The following is a 24,231-nucleotide window of genomic DNA, read 5'->3' as shown; positions in this document are numbered from 1 at the left end:
TCCGATGAGAGAACAACAGAGATTGTAGAAGAGGTTAGATGTAATTTAACAACAACCTTTTAAACCTTATGCAGCAGAATTTTTTGATATCAGTCGAGGAAAAAGAAAAAATATTCCATACAGAACTAGTCAAATATGGTGTGGGATATGAACAAGCTCGAAAAGCTGCACAAATTTTAGCTTGCAGTCAACCAGATGAGCTTTTATCACAGCAAGACAGACAAACAGTTATACAAGCATGTAACAAATGGTCAGCAGAGCGTAAACGCTACAAACGCATTACATCTGTTATAGATTCTTGAAGGGATTAAGCAGGTACTGTATGGAAATTTCAATTAATCACGATACACAAACCAACGACTTGCTATTTGCTGATTCAACAAAAGCAAGCATTCTCAACACCAGGTAGAACAGAAGATGGAATCTACGCAAGACAAATGGGCATTAGTCACAGGTGGGAATCGAGGGATTGGGTTTGCGATCGCTCAAGGTCTACTAGTAAAAGGCTATTCGATAATTATCACTTCGCGATCGCTTGATAACGCAAAACTTGCGGCCCAAAAGCTTCAACCAAAGGTAATTCCTCTCGAATTGGATGTCACTGACGATCGCTCTATCAATGAAGCAGTAAAAACCCTGCACCAAAAGATTGATCGCTTAGACGTTTTGATCAATAATGCTGGCGTCTATCCAGACAAGGATGTAAATATTCTTACCATTGACCGTGAGTTACTTGATTCCACAATGAACGCCAACACCTTTGGCGCAATTCGGATGGTGCAGGCATTTTTGCCCCTGTTGGAAAAATCTCCTGATGCTAGAGTTATTAATGTTTCAAGTGGATATGGAGCATTAGGAGGCTTGTCTTACGATGTCCCAAGTTACTGCCTATCAAAGCTAGCATTGAATGGCGCAACGATCATGCTTGCACAAGCTTTGCAATCCCTTGGGATCGTCGTCAATTCCATTTGCCCGGGGTGGGTCAAAACAGATATGGGTGGTTCATCAGCACCGCGAGAGCCAGAACAAGGAGCCGACACTGCAATTTGGTTGGCTACTGATGCTCCACGCAATATAAACGGTAAATTTTTGCGCGATCGTAAAGTAATTTCTTTTTAAATATCAATTGTCGTTATAGTTTTTTTACTTTGAAAAAGTATAAATCTTTTATGGCTGGAAAAACCCCACCTCCAAAGACGTATTAAATAATGGACTTATTTGACCAACATCTTGCAAAAATAAAGACCTCTTGCAAAAGTGCTTTTTGCCCTCTCGTCGGAAAAGGGACTCATGTTAAAGGGGAAGGGGAAAATAACCTTTACCCTTTCCCGACTTCTGCAAGAAGTTTATTGTACTTAAGCAATTGCGGCATTGTCTAATAACTCAAGTGTCAGGTTATTACGCAAACAGGGATATTAATTAGACCTCTTGCAATTGCGGCATTGTCTAATAACTCAAGTGTCAGGTTACTACGCAAATGACGAGAGCAAAATATAAAGAATACATTAAGCTCAGTGCTTATAATATCTCAGTAAGTAAGCGAGAATAAATCAAACTGTATTAAGTAATACAAAATATTTTAAAATGTTTTAGAGCAAGGGATTTAGCCCTTATTTGAGAATTAAAATCATCACTATAAACCTTTAATTATTTACGCCGCTCTACCTACATTTATAAATCGATAACATAAAGATTATGCGAAGATATTTCTGCAATGATAGACATATAAATAATTTTTCGCTATTGTTATCAGGTTATCAGCATGTTGCCTATTTCCAAGTGTCGAATAATAGATTATTTTTCGTTATTAACACTCTTAAAAGATGTTTTAAAATTTCTGAAGGGCATAATTTCGCACTTCTGAATTAAAACAACTTTAAGGAAAATCTAGGTTTTAGCCATATACTGACTGAGATGTTTTCTTGTGCTGGCACTTGAAAGCAAAAGACCTGACTTGCCAATGGGTGGTAACGCCAACGGCAATGACTTTAGCGGCTCAGGCACGGGCGACTACCTGACTTTTCACCTCATTTGGAAAAGCCGACGAAGAACCTAAACCCTTTCTCTATATGAGAGAGGGAAAATTTAGAATATCTCTAGGTCACAGAAGGCTACATGTACACAAGGTTTCAACTCTTTTAGTCCCATAAATACCCAAATTTTGGGCAACTTGAAACTCCATTTCTCCCCCTATTTTTACGACTATTAGTCTGTCCCAAAATTTTTGAGAGGTTAGTGGTGTTAAGATCCCCCACTTCCTTCAAGAAGTCGGGGATCTAGTAGCCCCGCAAAATTAATGGGACAGACCACTAGGGCAACGAAAGCAATTTTCAGGTGGGATTTATAGACTTGTGTGTACACCGTAGCTCATAGGAGGAGAGAGCTTTTCCAAATACGGGGAAAGTCAGGCACGACAATAAATGTAATATTTTATACCAAAAAAGGATTGGATTAACCTCAATGTCTATATTTACCGTAACTAACACCAAGAACAGTGATACAGGTTCTCTGCGGCAGGCAATTTTAAATGCCAATGCCTTGGCAGGAAAAGACATCATTAATTTTGGTGGACTGTTTAATGATGGACTCGCTCATACCATCAGTTTGACTGGTAGCAGTCTGAGTATCACAGATGACCTTAGCATTCAAGGCACAAATCCAGGCATACTAACTATTAGTGATAATAGTGCTGACCGTGTTTTTGACATTGGCAATGGTGTAACTGTTGCAATCAACGGGCTAACCATTACCAATAGCTACAAAAACGCCGGAGGAGGCGGTGCCATCTCCAATCAAGGCACTTTATCGGTGAGCAACACTACCATCACTGGCAATACTGCGGAATACGGCGGTGCTATCTTTAATCAAGGCACCCTATCGGTGAGTAACAGCACCATCACTGGCAATTCGGCGACAAACAACGGCGGCGGCATCTTCAGCTCTGGCATTCTATCAGTCGATAAAAGCACTATTAGTGACAACACTGCATATAGAGAAGGCGGCGGCATCTACAACTATGTTTTTAAGGAGAATGGCAACCGCAATATAGGCATCGTTACCGTGAGTAATAGCACCATTCGTGCCAACACTGCGGAATACGGAGGCGGCGGCATCTTTGGTTACGAGTTTGGCACTATAACGGTGAGTAAGAGCCTCATTAGTGACAACAGTGTTAGTTTCAGGTCTAACTACTACGGCGGCGGCGGCATCTTCAGTTCTGGCATCCTATCAGTGGATAGGAGTAGCATCATTGGCAACACTGCGGAATACGGCGGTGGTATCTATGGTAACTACGAAGGCGCTATAACCGTAAGTAACAGTCTCATCAGTAACAATAACGCCGGCAAGGGGGGCGGCATCTACAGCAGTGTTAGTCTCTCAGTAGAGAATAGTCTCATTAGTAGCAACACTGCGGAATACGGTGGTGGGATCTATGACGATATCAGTCTTAATCAGGGTGATGGCACTATAACGGTGAATAACAGCATCATTAGTGACAATTCGGCAGGTACAAAAGGCTCTGGTGGTGGTATCTACAACGAAGGCACTATAACTGTGAATAATAGTCTCATCAGTGAGAACCACGGCTACTTAGGCGGCGGTATCTACAACGAAGGCACTATAACCGTTAGTAATAGCACCATCGGTAATAACTATGCGAAATACGGCGGTGCCATCTATAACCCAGGCTTTATCATCCCCGGTTACCGTAGCCCAGATGTACTAGTATATGGCAGTATAACGGTGGAGAATAGTACTATCAAACACAATAAGGCTACCACTGGAGGTGGGATCTATAATCAAGGTGTTCTATCGGTAAGTAATAGTATTATTAGTAATAACTATGCTAGAGATTACGGTGGCGGTATCTATAACGAGCCGTTAGGAATCGTTGCCGTGGACTATAGTACCATTAGCGGCAATCAAGCACACTTTGGCGGTGGCATCTATAATACTGCCACCCTAACAGTGGGAAATAGCACTATCAAACACAATAAAGCTTTTGGGATCGAACTTAGTTTTGGTAGTTACGAGTCTGGACGTGGTGGCGGCATTTACAACTCTAGCCCTGGCACTGCTACACTGGACTACAGCACCATTAATTGTAACTTTGACACCCCACGAAAGAATTCAACTAAGGTTATCAAGCTGGATAATGTCGTAGGTAAATTGCTCACCAAAGCTTCACGCGTCAAAGTTTAAAACTTCTAATAAAGCTTAAAGACATGAAGAATTGACTTATAACTTATTGCTGCGGTCAAAAAACTTATCGCTCTAGAATGGAAGTGCATTTTTGTTGGTTCGGAACTGGGGCTATTTTCTTTTGGTAACTCCCAGATATCTCGTGTTTGCTGTTGTTCATTGAGTAATAGCTGAAGATGGTCTGGTAGTTGAGGCTGTTGCCCTAATAACCAAGGTACTCCATCTAATAACTCTCTTTCAACTTGTCCATTAAATATCTGCTCACCGTTGTTAGGCATAAGCTGTAATAAGTAAGTTGGCAAGAAAAATTCAATGTATATGAAGTAGGATATGTTATGTCATTTGGCTAATACACTTGGCTTGTTGACGGGTAACCGTTCACAGGATAGGAAACGCTACAGTCAAAAATGGGTTACTGAGGTAGTAGATTAAGAGGCATGGATGAAAACTGCCTCGCCTACGTGAGCGTTTAGCCGAATGATTTTAGATTTCTCTTCTTTCAATCTAGGCAACAGTGACTGTTTGTTGTTCTTTTCGCTGTACTTCTTTTTTTACCAACGGAATCACATCTCGACCGTAGGCGATCGCATCTTCCACGGGGTCAAAATAGTAGCTTTCTGTAGTAATGATGACTGTATGCGAACAAAGCGCCAAAGTTGGGGGAAGGGGCTTACACACCTACCTTTCTTGCGGAACGCTATGCAAACAGCGATCGCACTCTCATAAATACTACTTATTATCGGTGTTTTTACCGTACTTTATATAAAGAAGCTTTACACACTTTTTGTTAAAAATCAAGAGCTATGTTAATAAAAGTTAAACCCGATTGAATAAAGTTGTAAGAAATAGTAAAAACTTATCGAGATGCAAAAAGCTTTATTTCAAATAATCGAGCATCAAAAACTAAATTTGCGGCAATTTTCCGAATTTACTGGAATTTGGTATTTAAAAATACATATTATCAGATTTTTTTGAGCCAAGTAACTATATTTTGAGGTTTAAGTTTTAGCCGTAAATACCTATTTAGTGAACTACCTACACAGACGCTTCTCTACGAGAGGCTTTCGCCAACGCGTACAGTGTAGGCTTCCTGCCCAACAGAAAGCGTAGTAGTAGATTTCTTGCGTCCTCTATTACTCCGACTTACATCTGGACGACAGGCTTCTTGATGAAGTTGTTCATGGGGGAAACCCCCAACCCGGATTTTATCGCTTTATCCCCCGTTCCAGAGGTCATCAACTCACGTGCAATTCATCTCACGCTCCTATCGACAGTGAGACGTGAGATGAATTGCTGTTTCAGCTAAAATTTTTATGAAATGCTAGTATCTTATAAAAAATTAAATACTGTAAGCTGACTGATTTAGTGTAAATTAGGTAAAAATATAAATTTAGCAAACTCATCATAAATTACTTGCTCTAACGATACTGACAATCAATAAACTTAGCATTTTTCCGAAAAATAGGTCAAAATTAATGTTTGAATTTTTATTTAACCGCATAATAATCTATTGCAAACAATGGGTTATTTCCAGATTTGCTAGTCAAACACGGTTATTATCAAGTACTCCTATACAAATTACTGGATCTTTTATTACTGGCTTATGCCTCAGTTTACTATTTGCTGCGTGTACAGCAAATAATCCAAGTAATACTACAACTGAATCTGCCAATAATTCCACTCAAAATAAAGCATCAGTAGTCAGATTTGGCTATCAGAAATCAGCAATTCTCCTAAAAACTAAAGGGCTTTTAGAAAAGCGATTACAAACTGAAGGTGCATCTGTTGAATGGATTGAATTTCCGGCTGGCCCACAGCTTTTAGAAGCTATGAATGTTGGCAGTATTGACTTTGGGCATACTGGAGAATCGCCACCAATTTTTGCTCAGGCAGCAGGTGCTGCAATCACATATATTGCAGGAATTGCGCCAAGTCCTGCTAGTTCAGCAATTCTTGTTTCCAAAAAATCAGCTATCAAAACAGTCAACGATCTTAAGGGGAAAAAGATTGCTTTTCAAAAAGGTTCTAGCGCCCATTATATGCTGGTACAAATTTTAGAAAAATATGGTTTGAAATATAGTGATATTCAACCCATATATTTACCGCCAGCCGATGCTCGTGCCGCTTTTGTCAAAGGTAGTATTGATGCTTGGTCAATTTGGGACCCATTTTACGCAGCAGCCGAGAAATCTGCTGATGCGCGTGTATTAATTGATGGTACAGGAATTAATAAACAGGGAGGCTTTTATCTTGCTAGCCAAAAATTTGCTAGCCAGCAGCCAGAAATTATTAAGACATTACTAGAAGAAATTCAAAATTTTGAACAATGGGCTGATCAACATCGAGATGAAGTAGCTGCAAATCTCTCTCCCATTTTGGGCATTGATTTGGAAACAATGCAAAAAACTACTAAAAGAAGAAAGTTTGGCATCACACCAATTACTCAAGAATTAATTACTCTTCAGCAGCAAGTTGCTGATAAATTCTATGAACTGAAATTGATTCCCAAAGAACTTAACGTCAAAGAAGCGATGCTTAGACCTGAGCAATATGCAGCTTTTTCACCCAAAACTAATTGAAAAAGGCAGGAGGTAGGCGCATTTTTAGCGCCCACCTACTTACGAGTGTGATGCGTAAAGCCCCCCTTTTCTAAAGGGGGGATATAAGCGAATGGCTGAATTTATTCAGCCGTCAACATTGTATAAAGTTTTCAATCTTCCTAATATCTTATACCAAGCGTGGTAGTATAAGAAAGGAGGAAAAAAGATGCTAGTTTTTGAATTCAAAGCTTATGGAAAGTCAGCGCAATTAGTGGGTGAGATTGGTAAAACGTGCTGATGGCGTATATGTTCAATTTTGCATTGATGTAGACCGTTCTGAAAACATAGAACCAACTGGTAATACAGTTGGTTTAGACGTTGGGCTTAAAGAATATTACACATTGGAAAGCCACATCCGGGCTTTTGGCTACTGGGCTGAGGGTATTCTTTTTGATTCTCTACAGTGTCAGGCATCGAGACAGTTGACCCATCTATTACTTTGACATTTCGACCACACCATAAATATTCTGTTGCTACTTTCTGTTCTAAGCTTTGTGCCGAGAAATTGAAAAGTTTTTCTAATAACTTTTCTGGAAGCCAAGACAAGAGCTTGGCAGTAAGCACTCGTATCTGTTGTTCGCGGAGCGTCTCGAAGAGAAGGGACTTCTACTTCTTCACCAGCTTTTAGGTGCAATTATTTTACTCACAGCATTATTACAAGTTTTATCAGTATCCAGCACTTGTGATAAAAATGCCCATAAAGTTATTAATGGGTCAAATAACCGCTTTTTGTATTTAATTTTTAGCTCCGAGATTGCAAGTCTTATTACAGACTCTGGCAATAGTTCTTTAAACGGTAGTCCCAAACTTTGGCTAAATTTATCCTTGAGGATTTGTACTCGTAGTGTCACAGTAGTATTTATGATGTTTGCTTGCTCGTCTCAAGGAAAGTATTTCATGAACGAGCTTCGCTTTTCCTACCTACCAGAAATTTTTAGACAACTTGTACATCTGATTCCACTTTCTGGTGCAAAGCAAAGCGATGGCGTAGGCGATCGCAAACTCAGCGTGTCTTTCGTGGCGTAGTTTACCGCCGTAGGCATCGCTTCCATGATACTGCCATCTTGGACGACCGCCTGACCCCTCCTCCACTGTTCAATAGCTTTCAAAGCTGTAGCCCTTATTCCGTATAGCTTAGAGCTTTTCTTAGTGCCATTCGATTATCACCTGTATTAAGCGATCAATATTTTTTTGTAGCTCCGGCTAAGTAGTCAGCCCCTAAATTAAAGAAATGTTGTAGTTTATCATTCTAAAATACTACAAATCGACTGATTTACCGTAGTTTATCTATTTAACAGATTTTTTCACACTTACGAGAAAAATGCAAGTAGTGCTTAACACTAGTTTGCTAATTTTTTTACTTTAAAAATATATCTCAATAGGCTTGTTTTTTTAATTGTTTTATGCAATTATCCAAAGTTAATAGCAAAACTGCTAAATACCGATAAGTTTTTGGTACTTTGCTAACAACCACAAATTTAGGCTAATTCAAATTCTTTCTTCTTAAGAGAGCATCCCACTTTTCACCTCTCTTCTCTTGCCTCATGTCTAATCTGGATGTAAAAATTTTTTGGGGTGCTAGTACTCGACCAACCCCAAGATGACGGGTGAAGGCAGTGAGAGAGAACTTCATAAAACAACTAATTGGTAGCTTATGACTGTTACTTTGAAAAATAAAAGCAGCAAAAAATCCCTAGAAGTATTATTCAACAAGAAAATTGCTGATCCAATCATCCCTTGGATAGTACCTTTTATAGTGCTAATACTTTGGGAAGTTGCTTCTAGAACTGGTTTACTTTCCAGCAGAATTCTTCCAGCACCAAGTAGTGTAGTTTTTACAGCATTTAAGTTAGCCTCAACTGGAGAGCTTTTCCAACACATGGGAATCAGTGCTGCACGCGCTATATCTGGTTTTATCGTTGGTGGCGGAATTGGCTTTATTTTGGGATTACTCACTGGGTTTTCTCGCATTGCAGAACAATTGTTAGATAGTTCTTTACAAATGCTGCGTACTATTCCCAACTTGGCATTAATTCCCCTAGTAATTTTATGGTTTGGGATTGGCGATCAAGCTAGATTATTTCTAGTTTCTATAGGTGTATTCTTTCCAATTTATCTTAATACCTATCATGGAATTCGTAGTGTAGATCCCGCTCTAATTGAAATGGGCAGAGTTTATGGCTTAAAAACATCCCAGCTTTTGTGGCAAATTGTTTTTCCAGGAGCTTTATCTTCAATTTTGATTGGCGTCCGCTTTTCTTTGGGGATTATGTGGCTATCGTTAATTGTAGCTGAACAAATTGCAGCAGATTCCGGCATTGGTTATATGGCAATGAACGCCCGTGAGTTTATGCAAACAGATGTTGTAGTGTTAAGTATTGTCATCTATGCACTGTTAGGTAAACTTGCAAATTCTATTGCCAAAGCTCTAGAAAACAAATTTTTATCATGGAATCCTAATTACACATCTGCTGGATAAAATATGAAATCGAAGATTAAACATCGGTTTAGTTTTTGAATGTGATTATATTGATTTTAAAAAATCCATCCATCCAAATTCCCAATACCTAAATCACTCAACAAAAGAGAAATACACATGGTTTCGACTGTACAAGGTTCACAACTCAATATTTTGGATTTAAGCAAAGTTTTTGGAAATAAAACTGTCTTAAAATCATTAAATCTAGAAGTAGCACCAGGAGAATTTATTGCTATTGTTGGGCGTAGTGGTTGCGGTAAAAGTACCTTACTGCGCCTAGTGTCTGGGTTAGATAAACCCACTTCAGGCGGCATATTATTAGATGGGCAACCACTACATAAACTTAGTCAATCTGTAAGAGTAATGTTTCAAGACCCTCGATTACTACCTTGGAAACGTGTGATAGATAATGTGGGTCTGGGTTTGGAAGAAAATTGGCGTGCAAAAGCTGCGCGGGTATTGGAACAAGTAGGACTTAAAGATAGAGCTGATGAATGGCCTTACGTGTTATCTGGAGGGCAACGCCAACGAGTAGCATTGGCCAGAGCCTTGGTGAGTCAACCACAACTATTACTACTTGATGAACCTTTAGGAGCATTGGATGCGTTAACTCGCTTAGAAATGCAACATTTAATCGAGGATTTGTGGCAACAGAGAGGGTTTACGGCGTTTTTAGTTACCCATGATGTAGAAGAAGCTGTAGCACTGGCAGACAGAGTGATAGTAATTGAAGAAGGACGGGTTGCGTTAGATTTACCTGTAAGATTGTCGCGTCCACGAGACAGAGCTAGTGAAGTATTTGTAAATATCAGAGAAGCAGTACTAGAAAAAGTTATGAATAATGAAGGCACTCACGCACATCAATTATTGCAAATGAGTCATTGATACTCTACACCACCTTGACAATCCAACGGCAAAAGTCCATCACCCATTGCATGAATGGCTCACCGTCAAACCCGCCATCAACAAGCGAGGGTTGTTAAACCAATTCGCAATTCGCAATTCGCAATTACGTTTTGTGACGGGGATTTAGACCCCGACACAAAACGTGCTGCCTATCTTGCTGGGGACTTAAACCCCCAAAGTTCGTTAAACGAGATACCTGCTCCTGAGTTTACTGATACCATTTTGGATTTTGAATTTTAGATTTTGGATTGGAAACCGCTTAGTGTATCTGGGTTTTCTCTGTCCATCTGTCGCTGTTTGCCCCCTTCCTTTTCACTAGGATTTGTGTGTACACCGTAGCTTAAAAGGTTTTCAAAAAAAACTTCTTGCTTGGTTAATTAGAATATGTGATACTCTGAAAACTATCAGTAAAGCACGGTGATCCTATCAAATTACAGTAGTTTAAAAGGACAGGACTCATGCAGCTACTATGGTTTATCCCAACCCACGGAGACGGACGTTACCTTGCAACTGCTACAGGTGGGCGGGCAATAAGCTTTGCTTATCTGCGGCAAATTGCCCAAGCGGTGGATGACCTTGGTTATACAGGAGCATTGCTCCCTACAGGTCGGTCTTGCGAAGATGCTTGGATTGTAGCGTCAACACTGGTATCACTGACGCGACAGATGCGTTTTTTGGTAGCGATTCGTCCCGGCTTGGTATCACCTGGAGTAGCAGCGCGGATGGCGGCGACTTTTGATAGACTCTCTGGAGGACGCTTGCTGATTAATGTCGTGACTGGTGGCGATCCCGTAGAATTAGCGGGAGACGGCTTGCATTTGGATCACGATCAGCGCTATGAATTAACAGATGAATTTTTGACTGTATGGCGAGCGATCGCTAGTGGTGAACAAGCTAATCTCCAAGGCGACTATCTTAATATCCAAGATGGTAAGCTGCTGTTTCCACCCGTCCAGAAGCCATATCCTCCCTTGTGGTTTGGTGGTTCTTCTGCCGTTGCTCAAAAAATTGCTGCCAAGCACGTAGATGTCTATCTAACTTGGGGTGAACCACCGGCGCAAGTAGCCGAGAAGATTGCATCAGTTCGCAGACTTGCTTTGTCAGAAGGCCGAACTTTGCGGTTTGGGATTCGCTTACATGTGATTGTGCGCGAAACTGAAAGTGAAGCCTGGGATGCGGCGAATCAATTGATTAAGTATGTAGATGATGAGGCGATCACTAAAGCCCAAAAAACTTATGCCCGGATGGACTCAGTTGGGCAACGGCGGATGACTCAACTACACCACGGTAATCGTGAGGCATTAGAGATTAGCCCGAATCTGTGGGCGGGAGTTGGTTTAGTACGTGGTGGTGCGGGAACAGCCTTAGTAGGCGATCCCCAAACCGTAGCTGCCAGGATATTGGAATATGCTTCTTTGGGCATTGAGTCTTTTATTCTCTCTGGCTATCCTCACCTAGAAGAAGCTTATCGAGTTGCAGAACTTTTATTTCCCCATTTGCCATTAGAGAATCTGCCAGCAGTGGAAAAGCAACATGTCTTGAGTCCATTTGGCGAGATTGTGGCAAATGAAGATTTCCCTAAGGAGCAGCATCAGGAAAGAGCAACGTCCATATCCTAGTAATTAAGAACTAGAAAATTACCAGCCATGTTGCACCAACAAATTGACCAAAAAATCTCAGAAAAAGAAGCGTGGGCATTACGTCGCCAGTTGGGAATACCTAACAATAAACGCTTGTGGGTGCTGGCGTGCATGGATGAGCGATTACCGATAGAAAAAGTATTGGGAATTGCTGAAGGAGATGCTCATATTTTCCGTAATGCTGGGGGATTAGTTACGGATGATGCTATCCGATCAGCGATGTTAACTACACAGTTTTTTGGCACAAAAGAAATCATTGTCATTAATCATACCGAATGTGGCATGATGACAGCATCAGGAAACTTTCTTAGTGAGGTATTGCGAAATCAAGGTATTGACGTGGATCAAGTTAGTGTCGATCCTGCTTTGCCAGAGTTGAAGCTACCAAAAGGCGTTTTTTCCAAATGGATCAAAACGTTTACCGATGTGGATGAAATCTGCACACAGCAGGTAGAATTACTGCGTAATTCTGCTTTAATTCCCCAGGATGTAGTTATTCATGGCTACATCTGGGAAGTAGAGAGTATGAGTTTGCGCCGTCCCTACAAACGCCTGAGTGATCAGGTCAATACAGCATCAGCTATGAATAGCAAAACCACAAAACATACTGAACCGATTTTAGAAATTGGGAGTTTAATTGAATGACAAATATTTTAGCGATCGCTGGTAGTCCAACCCATCCATCTAGAACTTATGGTGTTGTCGAATACACTGCCAAGCTTTTACAACAAGAAGGCTTGCATGTAGACATTATTTCAGTTCGGGATTTACCTGCTGAAGATTTAGTTTTTGGACGTTACGATAGTCCTGCTTTAGAACAACCAAAAGCTTTATTAGCAAAGGCAGATGGTGTAATTATTGCCACCCCAATTTACAAAGCTGCTTACACAGGAGTGCTGAAAACATTTCTAGATTTGCTCCCACAAAAATCATTGACAGGTAAACCTGTATTACCAATTGCCCTTGGTGGGACGATCGCTCACTTATTGGCAATTGAATATGCTCTTAAACCTGTTTTATCTGAATTAGGAGCGCGGCATATCCTAGCTACTATTTATGCAGTAGACAAACAAATTCAACGACAAGCTGATAACAGCGTCGTGTTAGATGAGGAAATTGATCAAAGGCTTAAAGATGTTCTCAAGGAATTTGTGAAAGCTGTAGAATATGATGCCGCAGCGCCTCAAGAATTGGTTCATGCCAATTAAGTAATCAAGTTTATACCTCCGCATTTTTGTAGCAGATAGGTAAAAATTACCTCTCTGCTACCTTTTTTTAAAGTTAATCAGAGCAATACAAATTTATTATATAAATTCAACAGAAAAGCGGGATAAGAAAATTGAATTGAAAGACTAAAAACTTTGCAAGACCGAGTTGTATCGTCGCTACAAAGTTCACCTGACCCTGAGCTTGTCGAGAGAGATAATAATCTTTATTAACTTGCCCTCGAAAAAAACAATTGTGTGTTGCTTCTCTTCTCCGTCGCTTCAAGTGACTTTGCAACGTTACCGGATAGCCCACAGAAAAAAGCTAGGTATAACTTCGTTCTCTTCTCCGTCGCTTCAAGTGGCTTCGCAAGGTTTGTTTTAGCCAAAGATTGGATCTGAATCCAGTTCCCACTGATGTTTGAGCAATTCTTGGTAAGTCGTTTCCCTAATTATCATCTGCTTATAGAGCATCAGCAAAAACTCTTGAGCTTGTTCACGGGACATCTGCTGCACTTGATCAGAAAAGGTTCTAAGGCTAAATTCTTGTTCTAAAGATAATTTAATAGGTTCATTCATCGCTTATTTGGGTTTGCTTATATAAGCAAATATTGCTTTATATAAATAAATATTACGTTAGCTTTACAAAGATCAAAGGGTGGTAAACCGTACTAAGTTGGTTATAAATGCCGTATCTACTGCTGAAAAGCTTGATATCACTGCATTGTGGCAACCCAAGTAAAAACTTAAGTTCTAAGGATTTTTAGCCTCTGTTTGCGGCTGGCGATCGCTCAAAAGAAGAGATGAGCAATATAATTATTCCTTTGGGAAACGGTGGTGATGAAGGGATGGATGAAGGCGGCGGGTATTGCCATCGATGAGCGGCATTTTTGCAAGGTGGCTAAAGTTAAATTACTTTTAAAGCTGACAAATTGCTTTTAGAACTTGTAGCAACTGAGTTGAACGCTCTCTTTCCATTAAATTTAATTCTGGTAACAGATAATAAATAGGCGGATTTCCTGGTTCAAGATAGACAAATTGATAACTTCTACCATTAGCCGTTAATCCCCAAATTGATTTTTGATTATCTAAATTTTTATAAGCATACGTGAGTAGCTGAGGTAAACCTGTTGAAATATCAATTTGACTATTTTTAGATTCAATTAACAGTAGCCAAAAATATGTTTGAGGTTTTGTATGTTTAGCTTTACTAATAGCTAAAATATCAAATCTTCCTTTAATTCTGATATCTTCATCTTCAACTTCAATATCAGCAATATTCTCCTCCAAAACAATTTCGATAGGATAGCGATAAAAACCAGCTAATCTTAGTAAAGGAGCAACTGCAAGGAACTTTACCTGACCTTCGGAAACTTTACCTGCTGTAAGGTAGCGTCGAAAGTCATTTCTAATTTGCAGCATTTCTTGCTGTTCTGCTTCCGTAAGAGGTTCTAGAGATAAGTAGTTAGAAAATGAGTCACTGTATTGTTCTTGAAAGCCAAACAGACGCTGAACTTCTTCTAAGGATAAATTACGAGCGTTGAGAATTGTCATATATTTTATGTTTGCTTGATTAAGGTGCAACCCAATCGAAGTTACCTATATAAAACTTAAGAAACTCCTCTTTAACTTCGTGACTCTGTGTTCTCTGTGACTCTGTAGTTAAATAAAAAACTTTTGAACCGCTCCAGACGCGGAGAGAGCAGAGAGAAAAAGAGGTGTTAAAAGTAATTAGCCAAGTCTTCTTTTAACTTCTTCAGCCAAATTTACTAGTAGCACTTCTACTTGCTCACCTGTTTTCAAATCTTTCAGTGATGACTTTTGCGCTGCTGCTTCTTCAGATCCAATAATTACACAAAATTGAATTCCTTGTTTGTCAGCTAGCTGAAATTGTTTACCCAAGGGACGCTTATCAAAGTTAGTGAGCACATTAATTCCAGCCTGACGCAGATGTTGCGAAACTTTTAAATAAGTTGGCATTAAATCTTCTTGCATATTTACTACCATCACCTGGGCTGGTGTAGCAGCTAAAGTATTAAGAATACCTGCTTTTAACAAGCGACTAATTAAGCGAGTTAATCCTATAGAAATACCTACACCAGGCATTTTTTCACCCAAAAATACTCCGACTAATTCTTCATATCTTCCGCCAGAACAGATACTACCTAAAGCTTCATGCCCTAATAAGGTTGTTTCATAAACTGTACCAGTATAGTAATCAAGACCACGGGCAATGGATAAATCAATACAGAAACGATTTTCGGCAACTCCGAGATTACGCACGCCTGCAATTACCGTTTGTAATTCGGTAATCCCCAGGTTTAATTGCTCGGTTTCTGATAAATTTTGGGCGAGATACTTAAGTTTATCTAATACTTCATCAACAGAACCATCTATTTTAATAAAATCAATAATTTTTTGAGTTTGTTCTCCTGAAACACCCTCTTTTTCTAATTCTTGTTTTACTTTACTTTCACCAATTTTTTCTAAATTATCAACAATACTAATACACGATTTAATTTTATCTTCAGTAATTCCTACTGACTTAAAAAAACCTGTGAGAACTTTACGGTTATTGATGCGAATCAAAAAATCACCAATATTTATCGCTTCAAATATCTCAGTAATAATTGCAGGCATCTGAGCATCATAGAGCAAGCTGAGTTCACGACGAGCAACTACATCAATATCACACTGGCGGAACTGACGAAAACGCCCATCTTTTGCTCGTTCACCACGAAAAACTACATCCATTTGGTAGCGGGCAAAGGGAAAGGTCAACTCATTTAGGTGACGGGCAATATATGCTGCTAATGGAACTGTTTGATCAAACTTTAAAGCTCTTGCTTCTGAACCAGTTTCACCCGATTTATCTCTTTCGGCTTGTCGATTTGGTGGCAGGATGGGGTCAATACCATAAATGATATTGTCGCCTTGATTTCCTTTAGCTTGCAGCACTTCTAAACGTTCTACAGCAGGTGTTTCTATGGGCGTAAATCCATAGCTTTCAAAAACTCTACGGATGATATCTAGCAAATATAATTCTAGACGCTTTTCACTAGGCAGAAATTCTGGGAAACCACTAGGAGTAGAAAAGTTTATTTTGTCACCTTTTGCCATGCGTATACCTTACTAAGTTGCAATTTGAGATGAAACCTTAACGACAGGAAGTCCTGGCTACATATACAAAGTCCGCCTGCGCGGACTGGAGAATAATGAGTGATTATCTCTGAGCGAAGAAATTACTATCTTACCCGTTCTTCTTGAATTAAGGTGCGTTGAAAAATTTTGTTGTTCTTAAACCAATGCCAAGTACGGGCACGATTGTTATTGTCAGGGCTAATATAGATCATTTCGTATAAACTCATTTCTGGGTTTGTTTTATAACTAAACTGCAAAATCACAATTGAATCATCGGCTTCCCAAGCTTTTCCATCTATGCGATCGGTGTCAAACCACAGCTTATTATCTTTATAGCTTCCTGGAAATTCATACTCTTCTTGTTTCCCACCAGACCATTTATAGCGATTGATTTGGTAGTAGGGATGAGGGCCATTTTCTGGAAATTGACAAGTTAAGTGAGACTCATAACTGTCAAGGATTTTTCCGGCTGTATCAACTACTGTATAAGTTCCTACCCAATCTCCTTCATGACGGACAAGCACCGGCATCCCTTCTCGAATATTTGACATAGCAATTCACCTTTTATTGTTCTAACATTTGGAAAAATCAAGTAAAGTAATCGGGAAAAGTTTTAGCTGTACAACCACGCACGGTCTTTTATTACAATGCTTGGAACCTTTAAGCCAGTGACAGGAAATGCCAGTCTTCACTAAATAAGGCATTTTCTAAAATCGAGTCACTTGGCGCTAAGACCGCAACGAGTAACGCCCGATTGGTAATACTTTTAAAAACAGGAATCTCTACCGTGGCATCTACTGGGCGATTTAGAACAGGGATTGCAATGGTATCCATTTTAAATCTCTGTGCAGGTAGTCAGCTACAACTTAATTATGTTCGCATATTATGAGTAGGGAGTGGAGAAGGTTGTCAAAGAGGCTTTAATCATCGCTGGCATAACTTGACGCGAAGCATAACGAATTCCGTTTTTCTTCCAAGCGATGCCTGCTGTGGGCTACGCCTACGCGTTTATCGTCTCGTCGGTTTATAATGTTCTTGTGTATCCACACTAATATCTTTCATCAGTCCCGCCGCCTGCGATCGCCAGTTTACGCTTTTATTGTCCACGCCCTGGCTTGCAATCTGCAAAACCCAACGCCTCTGTGTCGAGAAAACTTGCGATTCTCTTTCAGAGACACTACGTGAACGCCATCTCAATAACTGCTTCGATTGGATATTCAATTTCAGTAGCGCGAGCAATTAGAGCGGCACGAATTTGTTCAGGTAAGCATCCTAAAATAACTTCGGCATCATGGGGGGAAAGTTGCTCTTGGAGTTTTGCTTGCATCACTTTCACTACCGTTTTCTTCCAAGCGATGCCTGCGGCGGGCTACGCCTACGCCTTTTTCATCGGCTTTTAACGGCTAAGTTAAGCGGTGGCTAGTATCCGTTGTATCACCACAAATATCCTTAACTCGTCCACTCCAACGTGTTGTTATACCGGGCTTCCGCGATAAATTCACGACTTCTCTGCCGCTTTCTGCTTCCTTCTTACGTAGGTCTGCAAATATTGCATCTAAATCATAGTTGAAAGACTTCGCATACTCTTCACGGATTTGGTGGATCTCTTCGACAATCTCATCTGTCCACATGACCTAATATCCCATTAGTTCGTTGGGTGTGCAAAGAATAGGCAATACATAGCCAAAATCAAGGCTAATCTCGGCTAACTTACCCTGAATTTGAGCATTAGCAATATGTTTACAATTCCACGTTAACAGATAATCCATGCCGTGGACGGTTGCTGCGGCAATGTGAATTGCGTCTACCTTTGCTTTCGGAGGCAGATTACTCTGGGTTAGGAATTGAATAGCTAAACTTTGTACGGCTTGATTCAATGCCAATAAAGGAAAGTCTTGCAAAATTTCCAATCGTTGAGTGGCGATCGCTGTATCTCCCTTAGCTACTTCGTCTAAAACAGCCTCCGAAGTGTAAAGAGTAAACTACCTACACTGTACGCGAAGCGTCAGTGTAGGCTTTTAGTAGCCCTGAACTATCCGTACTGAGTTCACAGCACAAACAGTTCGAGCCTCTGGGCGAGTTTACAAAATTCACCCCAATAGCAGCAATATTTTTTGCTCCGTTTAAATCAGCGTCACCATTCCAAGAACAAGCTTCATTAGTACATTTGAAACGCTTGTCAGAACGCAATCCAATGTGCAGACATTGATGGCAAGTTTGGCTTGTCCAAGCTGGAGGGACAGCAACTACCTCTACTCCGAACTGAACACCTTTGTATTCTAAGAAAGACCTTAACTGATAGAAAGACCAGGAATTTGAACGTCTACGTTCTGTTTTACTTCTTGGCAATTGAAGAGTTCTTTCACGAATACCTGTTAAGTCTTCAATTGCCACTTCTGCATTATTTTTTAATGCGTCCTGAATAATGGACTTGCTAATGTTGTGGTTTAGCCATTGCTGAAACCTTCTCTCCTTGCCCGACAACCGTTGCAAAATCTGTCTTGCCCTGCGGCGAGTAGACCTTGTGCCTTTCGTGGCAATATGCTGGAGAGAACTTCTTACTCTAGAAAACTTGTCTCTAACATCGTTGATTTGCTTTCCATCCCACTTATCACCATTGCTAGTTACAGCAATGTCTCTGCGTCCAAAATCAACACCAATTACATTACTCGATTTAATTGGTTCTGGTGCTTCATTTTTGATTTGGATCTGGATGTAGTAGTTGCCATCACGATGCTTACATAACTGTGCCGATGTAGGTTTTCTACCTTTTAATTTACCTCTTTGATAATTACCAATATCAATTTTAATGTGTTCCCTGCCGTTCATTAAAGTCAAGCTAACAGTCCAGTCTTTTTCTCTAAATGAGAAAATTCTGGCATCATAATCAGCCGATGTTGGCTTGAATGTTAAAACTTGTTTGTCTTTTAGTTTGGCAGTTTTGCGATTAGCTCCAACTCTGGCGCAAGCACGAACAGCTAAATTTGCGCTTAATCCAAACAAAGCACGAATCTCGTTATAGACCATATTTTGAATAGTCGTCTTACTGGTTATCTGAGGCTTAACTTTCTGATTGGCATAGTTACACGCATCAGCAAAAGCCTTTAATACCAATTCAATTTCTTCTACTTGTTTTTGAGAGGGGTTGAGTTTGCAAACTAGCGTCAGCACTTGTTCCATGACTTCGACCTAATCACATATGAACATAATACATTAAAATAGTCGTGTTGCATCAAAGATTTATTTGTTAAAAACTCAACTGTTCCCACTCCCTGAACAACCTGCGGTTGTTATTAGTCGGGGAACGTTTCGTTTTTAACCCGCAATTCCTCTCAACACTGACCTGAGTACAGGTTCAGTGTGAGCCTGCTTGCGGGAATAGGTGATGATGGCATTGGTCACTCCCCATTCCCAAACCACCAAGGGTCATTAGTATCGTTAGTTTTGATCAAAATAGCTTTTTTTCGCATGAACCGTTTCAGCGCCGCAGCACCCATGCGTGACCCTCCCAAACCGGAGAATTTGAAGGCGTTTTTTTCTCCTTCATGCATGATGGCAGTTAGTCCAGCATCGTTGATACTAATACCACCCGCATCTATCTGTTGAGCAACTTCTAAGGCTTCGGCTTCCGAGGCAAAGACAGCAGCACTCAATCCATAAATTGAGTCGTTCGCTAAAGACACTGCTTCTTCTAGTTTGGAAAAAGGCATTATTGGCATAATGGGGCCGAAAGTTTCTTCGGTCATCACTTTCATGGAATGATTAACCTGCGTGAGAACTGTCGGACGACACCACCAACCTCCACCTAAGTCTTCAATTACACCGCCGCAGTGAATTACTGCTCCCTTTTCCACTGCATCTAGGAGATGGTCGCTAATAATTGCTGCTTGTTTTTCGGCAATGATGGGGCCAATTTCTCCACTTTCGACTGTGGGGTAGGCTAGTTGAAGGCGATAAGCTTTGGCTACTAATTGATGGTAAAACTTTTCAAATATCGATTCAGCAACATAAATTCGCTCAATTGATAAGCATGACTGTCCGGTGTTGACGACGGAACCCCACAATATTGCTGAGGTTGCTAATTCTAAATTGGCTGATTCTAAAACGATCGCAGGGTCTTTTCCTCCCAATTCCAAAAAAGCCGGAATAAACCGTTTAGCAGCCGCTTCTGCTACTTTTCGCCCCGTTGCTACACTGCCTGTAAAGCACACCAAATCTACATTGTCAATCAAAGCAGATCCAGTTTCGCCAGCTCCTTCAACAAAAGTTAAAACATCGCGCAATTCAGGAACGGCGCTGAGTGCTATTTTCAGGGGTGCTACGAAGCGGGGAGCAATTTCACTGGGTTTAACAATGACAGCACAACCTGCCAATAATGCCGGAATGGTATCAATAGTTGACAGTAACAGTGGAAAATTCCACGGGCTAATAACCCCAACTAGGGGATAAGGAACGGATGTTTGTTGCAAAGCGATAAATGGAATTGCTGTGTTTTTGGCAGAGTCTTGTAGCAATTCCGGCGCTAACTTACACCAGCGATCAATGCTAGAGAGGAAGGAGTCTATTTCTAATACTGAGGTCGATAATCTTCCTGTATCATTTACCAAAGCTTCCGTCAAGCGATCGCGCCTTGATAATATCGCTTCCTTCCACTGCTGTAAGGCTTCAATTCTCCCGTCTAAACCCAGTTGCTGCCAGCGAACTTGCGCTCTGCGGGTACGCTTACATTGCTGTGCCAGCAGCCTGAGAGGCGGCGGGATAATTACGTAGTCAAATTTGCCAGTTCGAGGATTGCGGACTTCTATTGGATTTGTCATTTGTCATTTGTCATTGGTCATTTGTCATTTGTCAATAATTAATAGTTATTTTTCCCTTGCTTCCCGTACTCCCCACTCCCTACTCCCCACTCCCAAATTCAAATAATTCCCAGTTTGGCTAACCGCTCAATGGTGGCTTGCTGCGTTTGGAGGAAGTGTTTGCGGTCTACTTCTCCTTCCAGCATAGTATTAGCGGGGTAAAAGTATGATTGGCAATAACTTTCGGCGTAGAGTTCAAATCGTTGGCGTGAAAGTAAATTATTTAACCCTGGTCTGCGGCGATCGCGGCGTAATGCTCCTAAATCAATCTCTGCAAATGCTGCCATACTTTCACCTGCACCTGTTTCTGCTAAAACGATTCCGCGATGGTCAATGATTTTAGAACCACCATCAGCCGAAGCAATGGGGATAGCAATATTAGCGATGCCTGCGGTATTAGCTGAAACTACATAAGCCATATTTTCGACGGCGCGAGTAATTTTTGCTGCGTCTTTAGGTGTGAGGTTTTTGTTGTATACTTCCGAGGTGGAATGGACAAAAACCTCTGCTCCTCGCATTGCCAGACACCGCGCCACTTCTGGATACAAAATTTCTTCTGATGCTAAAGCTGCCAAATTACCGATCTCCGTTTTGGCTACGGGAAAAACTCCCTCTAAACCATAGCAGTCAAGATATTTATCCCAAACATCATGGGGTGTGGGAGCAAATAAAGAATTTAGCCGCCGATATCGCAAGACGATTGAGCCAGAAGGGTCAAGAATAAAGCAGCTTTGGAAGTACAATCCGGGGAAGTTGGGGTCAACTTCGTAGGCGTTACCAGCTAAAAAGATTTTATGCTTTTGGGCGATTTTACCAAGGGCTTCATACTCAGCACCAGCCATTTCTATACAAGCTTTTTCTGCCCATCCTGCTAAAGTATCTCCCATCGGAAAACCTGTGAGGAAATATTCAGGCAGTACAATTAAACGACAATCGAAGCCGATGAAAGCGATACTGGCAGCAATTTGTTGCGCTAGGCGGTTGATAGAGTTTTGCATGAGCGATCGCGCTTGTTGGGAATCATTTGTTTGGTTGACTGCATGACAGGTAACTTGCAGTGCTAAAGCGCGGTACGATTCTGGATTAATGGGCATGGGGCATTGAAAGTCATAACAAATGACTAATGACTAATTACTAATAACTAATTTTATAAAATGCGATGCCTACGACGGAACGCCTACGCCACCCCAGAGCGATCGTACAAGTTTATCTGTCATTTCTGCCCCAAATAGCCGCACAGCGATTTTGTTGTCTGGGTCACGTTCAGCAACAGTGCGGCGCACAAATAAATCACGCTCAGATAAAGCAGCCCGCTTGGATTCTGGTACTGGTTCAGCTTCATCTACCCAACCTAGCCAACGATCTATCATCTCATGCGCTACCGTGTGGACGCGAGCTAGTGTCTCCTCTGTAACTGGGCTGGTATAACACAAACTAGTATGGGATTGTACCTGACGAATATACAGCGTTTTGCTAATATACTGCTGAAAACGTGAATCTTCCAGAAACGCCAAATATGTCTGGTTTACAGGTTCGTAGTAACGATCCAAATAGTCTAGGTCAGTGAATAGATCACTGCGAGGGACGTAATCTATAAAAAAGAATAGTTCTGGAACCGTGGCAAAGACAACAGCCAAATGAGGAACACGAATCTGAGACTTGAGCCAAACAGTTAGGTGCATATTGCAAAAGCCTGATTTAGGTTCGCGCAGCCATGAATGCACCAGCCAATCAATTTCTGGCCCAGAAAAAGTATTGAGCGAACCGTGCGCTTCTCCAACTAAAGCAGAGTAGTTTTGAAAGTTCTTGGTAGACGGATCTGAATGTAATTCAAAACGAGCGTCTATTTTCTCACGGAGTTCATTTGTTAAGCCCCACAACTGGTTAAATAAGGCTGTACTATCTACATTAGGTTGCTGCTCAAACACTGTTTGTATGTACCCTTTTAGATAAGAATGCAAACAAACATAATATAAAAGCAAAAAACCAGCATCTAGCTTCTGTCAGAATTATTCGTTAAATCTTCCACTGAGCTAGAACAACTGTAAATGGCGTGGAATTATTGTTTGCTTTTCTTGTCTTTGGATAAACTTAGTTTAAATAAATAATTCCAGGTAGAAGAGAGAATGTCAAATTTCCCCGATCGCACAGAGTCAAACACTGATAAAGTTTTACTCATCGGAGTTACTGGCGGCACAGGTGGAAATGTCGTTAAGGGATTTCTGGAACAGAAAGTTACCAACCTGCGAGTTATCACTAGAGAAATTGATCTTAATCGTCCAACTCTTGCAAAACTCAACGATGCTGGAGTTGAACTGGTAAAAGCCAACCTCGACGATGAAGCCTCCCTCATAGAAGCCTTTACAGGAATTTCGGCTGTTTACTGCCACGCTACTTCTGCGGACTCCGCTAAAATTGACCCGCTAGAGGTGGAGAGAGCAAGGCGAGTTGCACAAGTAGCTAAACAGGCTGACATTAAGCACTTTGTCTACAATTCCGCAGGTGGGGCGGATAGGAATTCAGGAATCCCCCGCATAGAGCAAAAGTATCAAGTAGAGAAAATTCTCAAAGAAGCTGGCTTACCGACTACCATGTTGCGAGCTTGCTTGTTTATGGAGGAGTTTTGGAAGAAGTACACGCGACCTTCCATCCTTAAAGGTAGTTTCCCATTTTCCATTCAACCAGACAAGCGCCTTCATCTAATTACAACGAAGGACATGGGGCGCGTTGCTGCTTACATAATTAAACATCCCATCAAGTATATTGGTCAAGAAATTGAGCTAGCTGGCGATGTGCTAACTCCTCTTGAAATGGCACAGGCATTCTCCCAAGCGCAGGGGATGAAAGTTGTCTACAAAGAGACACCAGCCTGGATTTTCTTACTCTTGTTGCAAAAGGAACTGTTCGATTTGATTCAGTGGTATCGCAAGCAAGGTTATCAAGCCGATGTCCAGCATTTACGAGAAGAGGAGTTTCCTGGAATTCTGACCACATTTAGGGAATTTTTGGCAGAAACCAACTGGGCAAATACGCAACTTACCTACGAAAGCCTGTAATCGGAAGTATACTGTGGCAAAAGTAGGCGGTTATGGAGTTTTGCATGAGCGATCGCAATGACACTTCATCAGTCGATGATTCCTCATTTAAATGCATTTGCCCATACTCTAAATTCAGTAATAATACTGCAACTTTATAGAAAAT

The 24,231-nt window shown here is 40.9% G+C and carries 25 protein-coding genes and 3 pseudogenes; 13 read left to right on the top strand and 15 right to left on the bottom strand.

Annotation, left to right across the window (positions count from 1 at the left end; genetic code table 11):
* Positions 1 to 83 precede the first annotated feature (83 nt).
* The 4 genes from CDC33_RS02690 (at position 84) to CDC33_RS02680 (ending at position 4,203) form a co-directional block, all read left to right on the top strand.
* The gene (locus CDC33_RS02690) at positions 84 to 302 is read left to right on the top strand and encodes a hypothetical protein (protein ID WP_244919113.1); all 219 of its coding nucleotides are present in this window, start codon (positions 84 to 86) and stop codon (positions 300 to 302) included.
* 115 nt (positions 303 to 417) lie between these two features.
* Entirely contained in the window at positions 418 to 1,119 is a 702-nt protein-coding gene (locus CDC33_RS02685; protein WP_109007185.1) for an SDR family NAD(P)-dependent oxidoreductase, read from the top strand.
* A gap of 805 nt (positions 1,120 to 1,924) precedes the next feature.
* Entirely contained in the window at positions 1,925 to 2,056 is a 132-nt protein-coding gene (locus CDC33_RS41115; protein WP_280524390.1) for a hypothetical protein, read from the top strand.
* A gap of 404 nt (positions 2,057 to 2,460) precedes the next feature.
* The gene (locus CDC33_RS02680) at positions 2,461 to 4,203 is read left to right on the top strand and encodes a beta strand repeat-containing protein (RefSeq protein WP_109007184.1); all 1,743 of its coding nucleotides are present in this window, start codon (positions 2,461 to 2,463) and stop codon (positions 4,201 to 4,203) included.
* Positions 4,204 to 4,208: 5 nt separating this feature from the next.
* Here the strand turns inward: CDC33_RS02680 and CDC33_RS02675 are convergent, their stop codons facing one another.
* Together CDC33_RS02675 and CDC33_RS38245 are read right to left on the bottom strand one after the other, a co-directional pair.
* Positions 4,209 to 4,481, bottom strand: a complete 273-nt coding sequence (locus CDC33_RS02675) for a hypothetical protein (RefSeq protein WP_109007183.1) — start codon at positions 4,479 to 4,481, stop codon at positions 4,209 to 4,211.
* A 226-nt stretch (positions 4,482 to 4,707) separates the two neighbouring features.
* Positions 4,708 to 4,881, bottom strand: coding sequence for a hypothetical protein (locus tag CDC33_RS38245; protein ID WP_219930113.1), 174 nt, complete (start codon positions 4,879 to 4,881; stop codon positions 4,708 to 4,710).
* 797 nt (positions 4,882 to 5,678) lie between these two features.
* On the opposite strand from CDC33_RS38245, the gene CDC33_RS02670 reads away from it, so the two are divergent.
* Both CDC33_RS02670 and CDC33_RS02665 read left to right on the top strand, forming a co-directional pair.
* Positions 5,679 to 6,782 (top strand): sulfonate ABC transporter substrate-binding protein, encoded by a 1,104-nt coding sequence (locus tag CDC33_RS02670; protein ID WP_109007182.1) that lies wholly within the window; start codon positions 5,679 to 5,681, stop codon positions 6,780 to 6,782.
* Positions 6,783 to 7,018: 236 nt separating this feature from the next.
* A pseudogene (locus CDC33_RS02665) lies at positions 7,019 to 7,144 on the top strand (RNA-guided endonuclease TnpB family protein); the annotation flags it as partial.
* A gap of 580 nt (positions 7,145 to 7,724) precedes the next feature.
* Here the strand turns inward: CDC33_RS02665 and CDC33_RS38235 are convergent.
* Positions 7,725 to 7,895, bottom strand: coding sequence for a hypothetical protein (locus CDC33_RS38235; protein WP_181373871.1), 171 nt, complete (start codon positions 7,893 to 7,895; stop codon positions 7,725 to 7,727).
* Positions 7,896 to 8,457: 562 nt separating this feature from the next.
* Between CDC33_RS38235 and CDC33_RS02655 the strand changes: the two genes are divergently transcribed.
* The 6 genes from CDC33_RS02655 to ssuE all read left to right on the top strand — a co-directional run bounded on the left by CDC33_RS02655 (position 8,458) and on the right by ssuE (position 13,036).
* Entirely contained in the window at positions 8,458 to 9,282 is an 825-nt protein-coding gene (locus CDC33_RS02655; protein WP_109007181.1) for an ABC transporter permease subunit, read from the top strand.
* A 117-nt stretch (positions 9,283 to 9,399) separates the two neighbouring features.
* On the top strand, positions 9,400 to 10,167 hold the full coding sequence (locus CDC33_RS02650; RefSeq protein ID WP_109007180.1) for an ATP-binding cassette domain-containing protein: 768 nt from the start codon (positions 9,400 to 9,402) through the stop codon (positions 10,165 to 10,167).
* A 54-nt stretch (positions 10,168 to 10,221) separates the two neighbouring features.
* Positions 10,222 to 10,428, top strand: a complete 207-nt coding sequence (locus CDC33_RS02640; protein ID WP_109007179.1) for a hypothetical protein — start codon at positions 10,222 to 10,224, stop codon at positions 10,426 to 10,428.
* A gap of 218 nt (positions 10,429 to 10,646) precedes the next feature.
* Complete coding sequence (gene ssuD / locus CDC33_RS02635) at positions 10,647 to 11,807, top strand: FMNH2-dependent alkanesulfonate monooxygenase (protein WP_109007178.1); 1,161 nt, start codon at positions 10,647 to 10,649, stop codon at positions 11,805 to 11,807.
* A 27-nt stretch (positions 11,808 to 11,834) separates the two neighbouring features.
* Positions 11,835 to 12,473, top strand: a complete 639-nt coding sequence (locus tag CDC33_RS02630) for a beta-class carbonic anhydrase (protein ID WP_109007177.1) — start codon at positions 11,835 to 11,837, stop codon at positions 12,471 to 12,473.
* A complete protein-coding gene (gene ssuE / locus CDC33_RS02625) occupies positions 12,470 to 13,036 on the top strand; it encodes an NADPH-dependent FMN reductase (protein WP_109007176.1) in 567 nt (188 codons plus the stop codon). Before CDC33_RS02630 ends, ssuE begins: the two co-directional genes overlap by 4 nt.
* Before the next feature lie 378 nt (positions 13,037 to 13,414).
* Here the strand turns inward: ssuE and CDC33_RS02620 are convergent, their stop codons facing one another.
* The 12 genes and pseudogenes from CDC33_RS02620 to CDC33_RS02565 form a co-directional block, all read right to left on the bottom strand.
* Complete coding sequence (locus CDC33_RS02620; RefSeq protein ID WP_109007175.1) at positions 13,415 to 13,612, bottom strand: NblA/ycf18 family protein; 198 nt, start codon at positions 13,610 to 13,612, stop codon at positions 13,415 to 13,417.
* Positions 13,613 to 13,951: 339 nt separating this feature from the next.
* On the bottom strand, positions 13,952 to 14,587 hold the full coding sequence (locus tag CDC33_RS02615) for a restriction endonuclease subunit R (RefSeq protein ID WP_109007174.1): 636 nt from the start codon (positions 14,585 to 14,587) through the stop codon (positions 13,952 to 13,954).
* Positions 14,588 to 14,764: 177 nt separating this feature from the next.
* Positions 14,765 to 16,153 carry a histidine--tRNA ligase gene (hisS, locus tag CDC33_RS02610; protein ID WP_109007173.1) on the bottom strand — a complete coding sequence of 463 codons (1,389 nt, stop codon included), beginning with the start codon at positions 16,151 to 16,153 and terminating at the stop codon, positions 14,765 to 14,767.
* Between the two features lie 125 nt (positions 16,154 to 16,278).
* Positions 16,279 to 16,725 carry a DUF3598 family protein gene (locus CDC33_RS02605; protein WP_109007172.1) on the bottom strand — a complete coding sequence of 149 codons (447 nt, stop codon included), beginning with the start codon at positions 16,723 to 16,725 and terminating at the stop codon, positions 16,279 to 16,281.
* A 109-nt stretch (positions 16,726 to 16,834) separates the two neighbouring features.
* Positions 16,835 to 17,008, bottom strand: a complete 174-nt coding sequence (locus tag CDC33_RS02600; protein ID WP_244919112.1) for a carboxyvinyltransferase — start codon at positions 17,006 to 17,008, stop codon at positions 16,835 to 16,837.
* 262 nt (positions 17,009 to 17,270) lie between these two features.
* Positions 17,271 to 17,501: pseudogene (locus tag CDC33_RS41565) on the bottom strand (hypothetical protein).
* A gap of 76 nt (positions 17,502 to 17,577) precedes the next feature.
* Positions 17,578 to 17,805 (bottom strand): hypothetical protein, encoded by a 228-nt coding sequence (locus tag CDC33_RS02590; RefSeq protein WP_109007171.1) that lies wholly within the window; start codon positions 17,803 to 17,805, stop codon positions 17,578 to 17,580.
* Positions 17,806 to 17,808: 3 nt separating this feature from the next.
* Positions 17,809 to 18,156, bottom strand: a pseudogene (locus tag CDC33_RS02585) (type II toxin-antitoxin system VapC family toxin); the annotation flags it as partial.
* A gap of 4 nt (positions 18,157 to 18,160) precedes the next feature.
* Complete coding sequence (locus CDC33_RS02580) at positions 18,161 to 19,354, bottom strand: RNA-guided endonuclease InsQ/TnpB family protein (RefSeq protein WP_109007170.1); 1,194 nt, start codon at positions 19,352 to 19,354, stop codon at positions 18,161 to 18,163.
* 218 nt (positions 19,355 to 19,572) lie between these two features.
* Complete coding sequence (locus tag CDC33_RS02575; RefSeq protein ID WP_109007169.1) at positions 19,573 to 20,991, bottom strand: aldehyde dehydrogenase family protein; 1,419 nt, start codon at positions 20,989 to 20,991, stop codon at positions 19,573 to 19,575.
* A 98-nt stretch (positions 20,992 to 21,089) separates the two neighbouring features.
* Positions 21,090 to 22,124: a nitrilase-related carbon-nitrogen hydrolase gene (locus CDC33_RS02570; protein ID WP_109007168.1), complete on the bottom strand. Its 1,035-nt coding sequence runs from the start codon at positions 22,122 to 22,124 to the stop codon at positions 21,090 to 21,092.
* A gap of 69 nt (positions 22,125 to 22,193) precedes the next feature.
* Entirely contained in the window at positions 22,194 to 22,958 is a 765-nt protein-coding gene (locus tag CDC33_RS02565) for a red chlorophyll catabolite reductase (protein ID WP_109007167.1), read from the bottom strand.
* A gap of 198 nt (positions 22,959 to 23,156) precedes the next feature.
* Here CDC33_RS02565 and CDC33_RS02560 point away from each other — a divergent pair, with 198 nt between their 5' ends.
* The gene (locus tag CDC33_RS02560) at positions 23,157 to 24,086 is read left to right on the top strand and encodes an NmrA family NAD(P)-binding protein (RefSeq protein ID WP_109007166.1); all 930 of its coding nucleotides are present in this window, start codon (positions 23,157 to 23,159) and stop codon (positions 24,084 to 24,086) included.
* The last annotated feature ends 145 nt before the right edge of the window (positions 24,087 to 24,231 follow it).

The sequence above is a fragment of the Nostoc commune NIES-4072 genome, from assembly GCF_003113895.1.
GTDB classification, from domain to species: domain Bacteria; phylum Cyanobacteriota; class Cyanobacteriia; order Cyanobacteriales; family Nostocaceae; genus Nostoc; species Nostoc commune.
This window is presented reverse-complemented; position numbering and strand designations above follow the sequence as displayed.

Excerpts from the sequence above, each read along its gene's own strand:
- CDC33_RS02655 (WP_109007181.1), top strand. The coding sequence starts at position 8,458 with ATGACTGTTACTTTGAAAAATAAAAGCAGCAAAAAATCCCTAGAAGTA.
- CDC33_RS02600 (WP_244919112.1), bottom strand. The coding sequence starts at position 17,008 with ATGGATACCATTGCAATCCCTGTTCTAAATCGCCCAGTAGATGCCACG.
- CDC33_RS02560 (WP_109007166.1), top strand. The coding sequence starts at position 23,157 with ATGTCAAATTTCCCCGATCGCACAGAGTCAAACACTGATAAAGTTTTA.
- ssuE (WP_109007176.1), top strand. The coding sequence starts at position 12,470 with ATGACAAATATTTTAGCGATCGCTGGTAGTCCAACCCATCCATCTAGA.
- CDC33_RS02675 (WP_109007183.1), bottom strand. The coding sequence starts at position 4,481 with ATGCCTAACAACGGTGAGCAGATATTTAATGGACAAGTTGAAAGAGAG.
- CDC33_RS02575 (WP_109007169.1), bottom strand. The coding sequence starts at position 20,991 with ATGACAAATCCAATAGAAGTCCGCAATCCTCGAACTGGCAAATTTGAC.
- CDC33_RS02570 (WP_109007168.1), bottom strand. The coding sequence starts at position 22,124 with ATGCCCATTAATCCAGAATCGTACCGCGCTTTAGCACTGCAAGTTACC.
- CDC33_RS02630 (WP_109007177.1), top strand. The coding sequence starts at position 11,835 with ATGTTGCACCAACAAATTGACCAAAAAATCTCAGAAAAAGAAGCGTGG.
- ssuD (WP_109007178.1), top strand. The coding sequence starts at position 10,647 with ATGCAGCTACTATGGTTTATCCCAACCCACGGAGACGGACGTTACCTT.
- CDC33_RS02640 (WP_109007179.1), top strand. The coding sequence starts at position 10,222 with ATGGCTCACCGTCAAACCCGCCATCAACAAGCGAGGGTTGTTAAACCA.
- CDC33_RS02670 (WP_109007182.1), top strand. The coding sequence starts at position 5,679 with ATGTTTGAATTTTTATTTAACCGCATAATAATCTATTGCAAACAATGG.
- CDC33_RS02620 (WP_109007175.1), bottom strand. The coding sequence starts at position 13,612 with ATGAATGAACCTATTAAATTATCTTTAGAACAAGAATTTAGCCTTAGA.
- CDC33_RS02605 (WP_109007172.1), bottom strand. The coding sequence starts at position 16,725 with ATGTCAAATATTCGAGAAGGGATGCCGGTGCTTGTCCGTCATGAAGGA.
- hisS (WP_109007173.1), bottom strand. The coding sequence starts at position 16,153 with ATGGCAAAAGGTGACAAAATAAACTTTTCTACTCCTAGTGGTTTCCCA.
- CDC33_RS02685 (WP_109007185.1), top strand. The coding sequence starts at position 418 with ATGGAATCTACGCAAGACAAATGGGCATTAGTCACAGGTGGGAATCGA.
- CDC33_RS02680 (WP_109007184.1), top strand. The coding sequence starts at position 2,461 with ATGTCTATATTTACCGTAACTAACACCAAGAACAGTGATACAGGTTCT.
- CDC33_RS02590 (WP_109007171.1), bottom strand. The coding sequence starts at position 17,805 with ATGTGGACAGATGAGATTGTCGAAGAGATCCACCAAATCCGTGAAGAG.
- CDC33_RS02650 (WP_109007180.1), top strand. The coding sequence starts at position 9,400 with ATGGTTTCGACTGTACAAGGTTCACAACTCAATATTTTGGATTTAAGC.
- CDC33_RS02580 (WP_109007170.1), bottom strand. The coding sequence starts at position 19,354 with ATGGAACAAGTGCTGACGCTAGTTTGCAAACTCAACCCCTCTCAAAAA.
- CDC33_RS02615 (WP_109007174.1), bottom strand. The coding sequence starts at position 14,587 with ATGACAATTCTCAACGCTCGTAATTTATCCTTAGAAGAAGTTCAGCGT.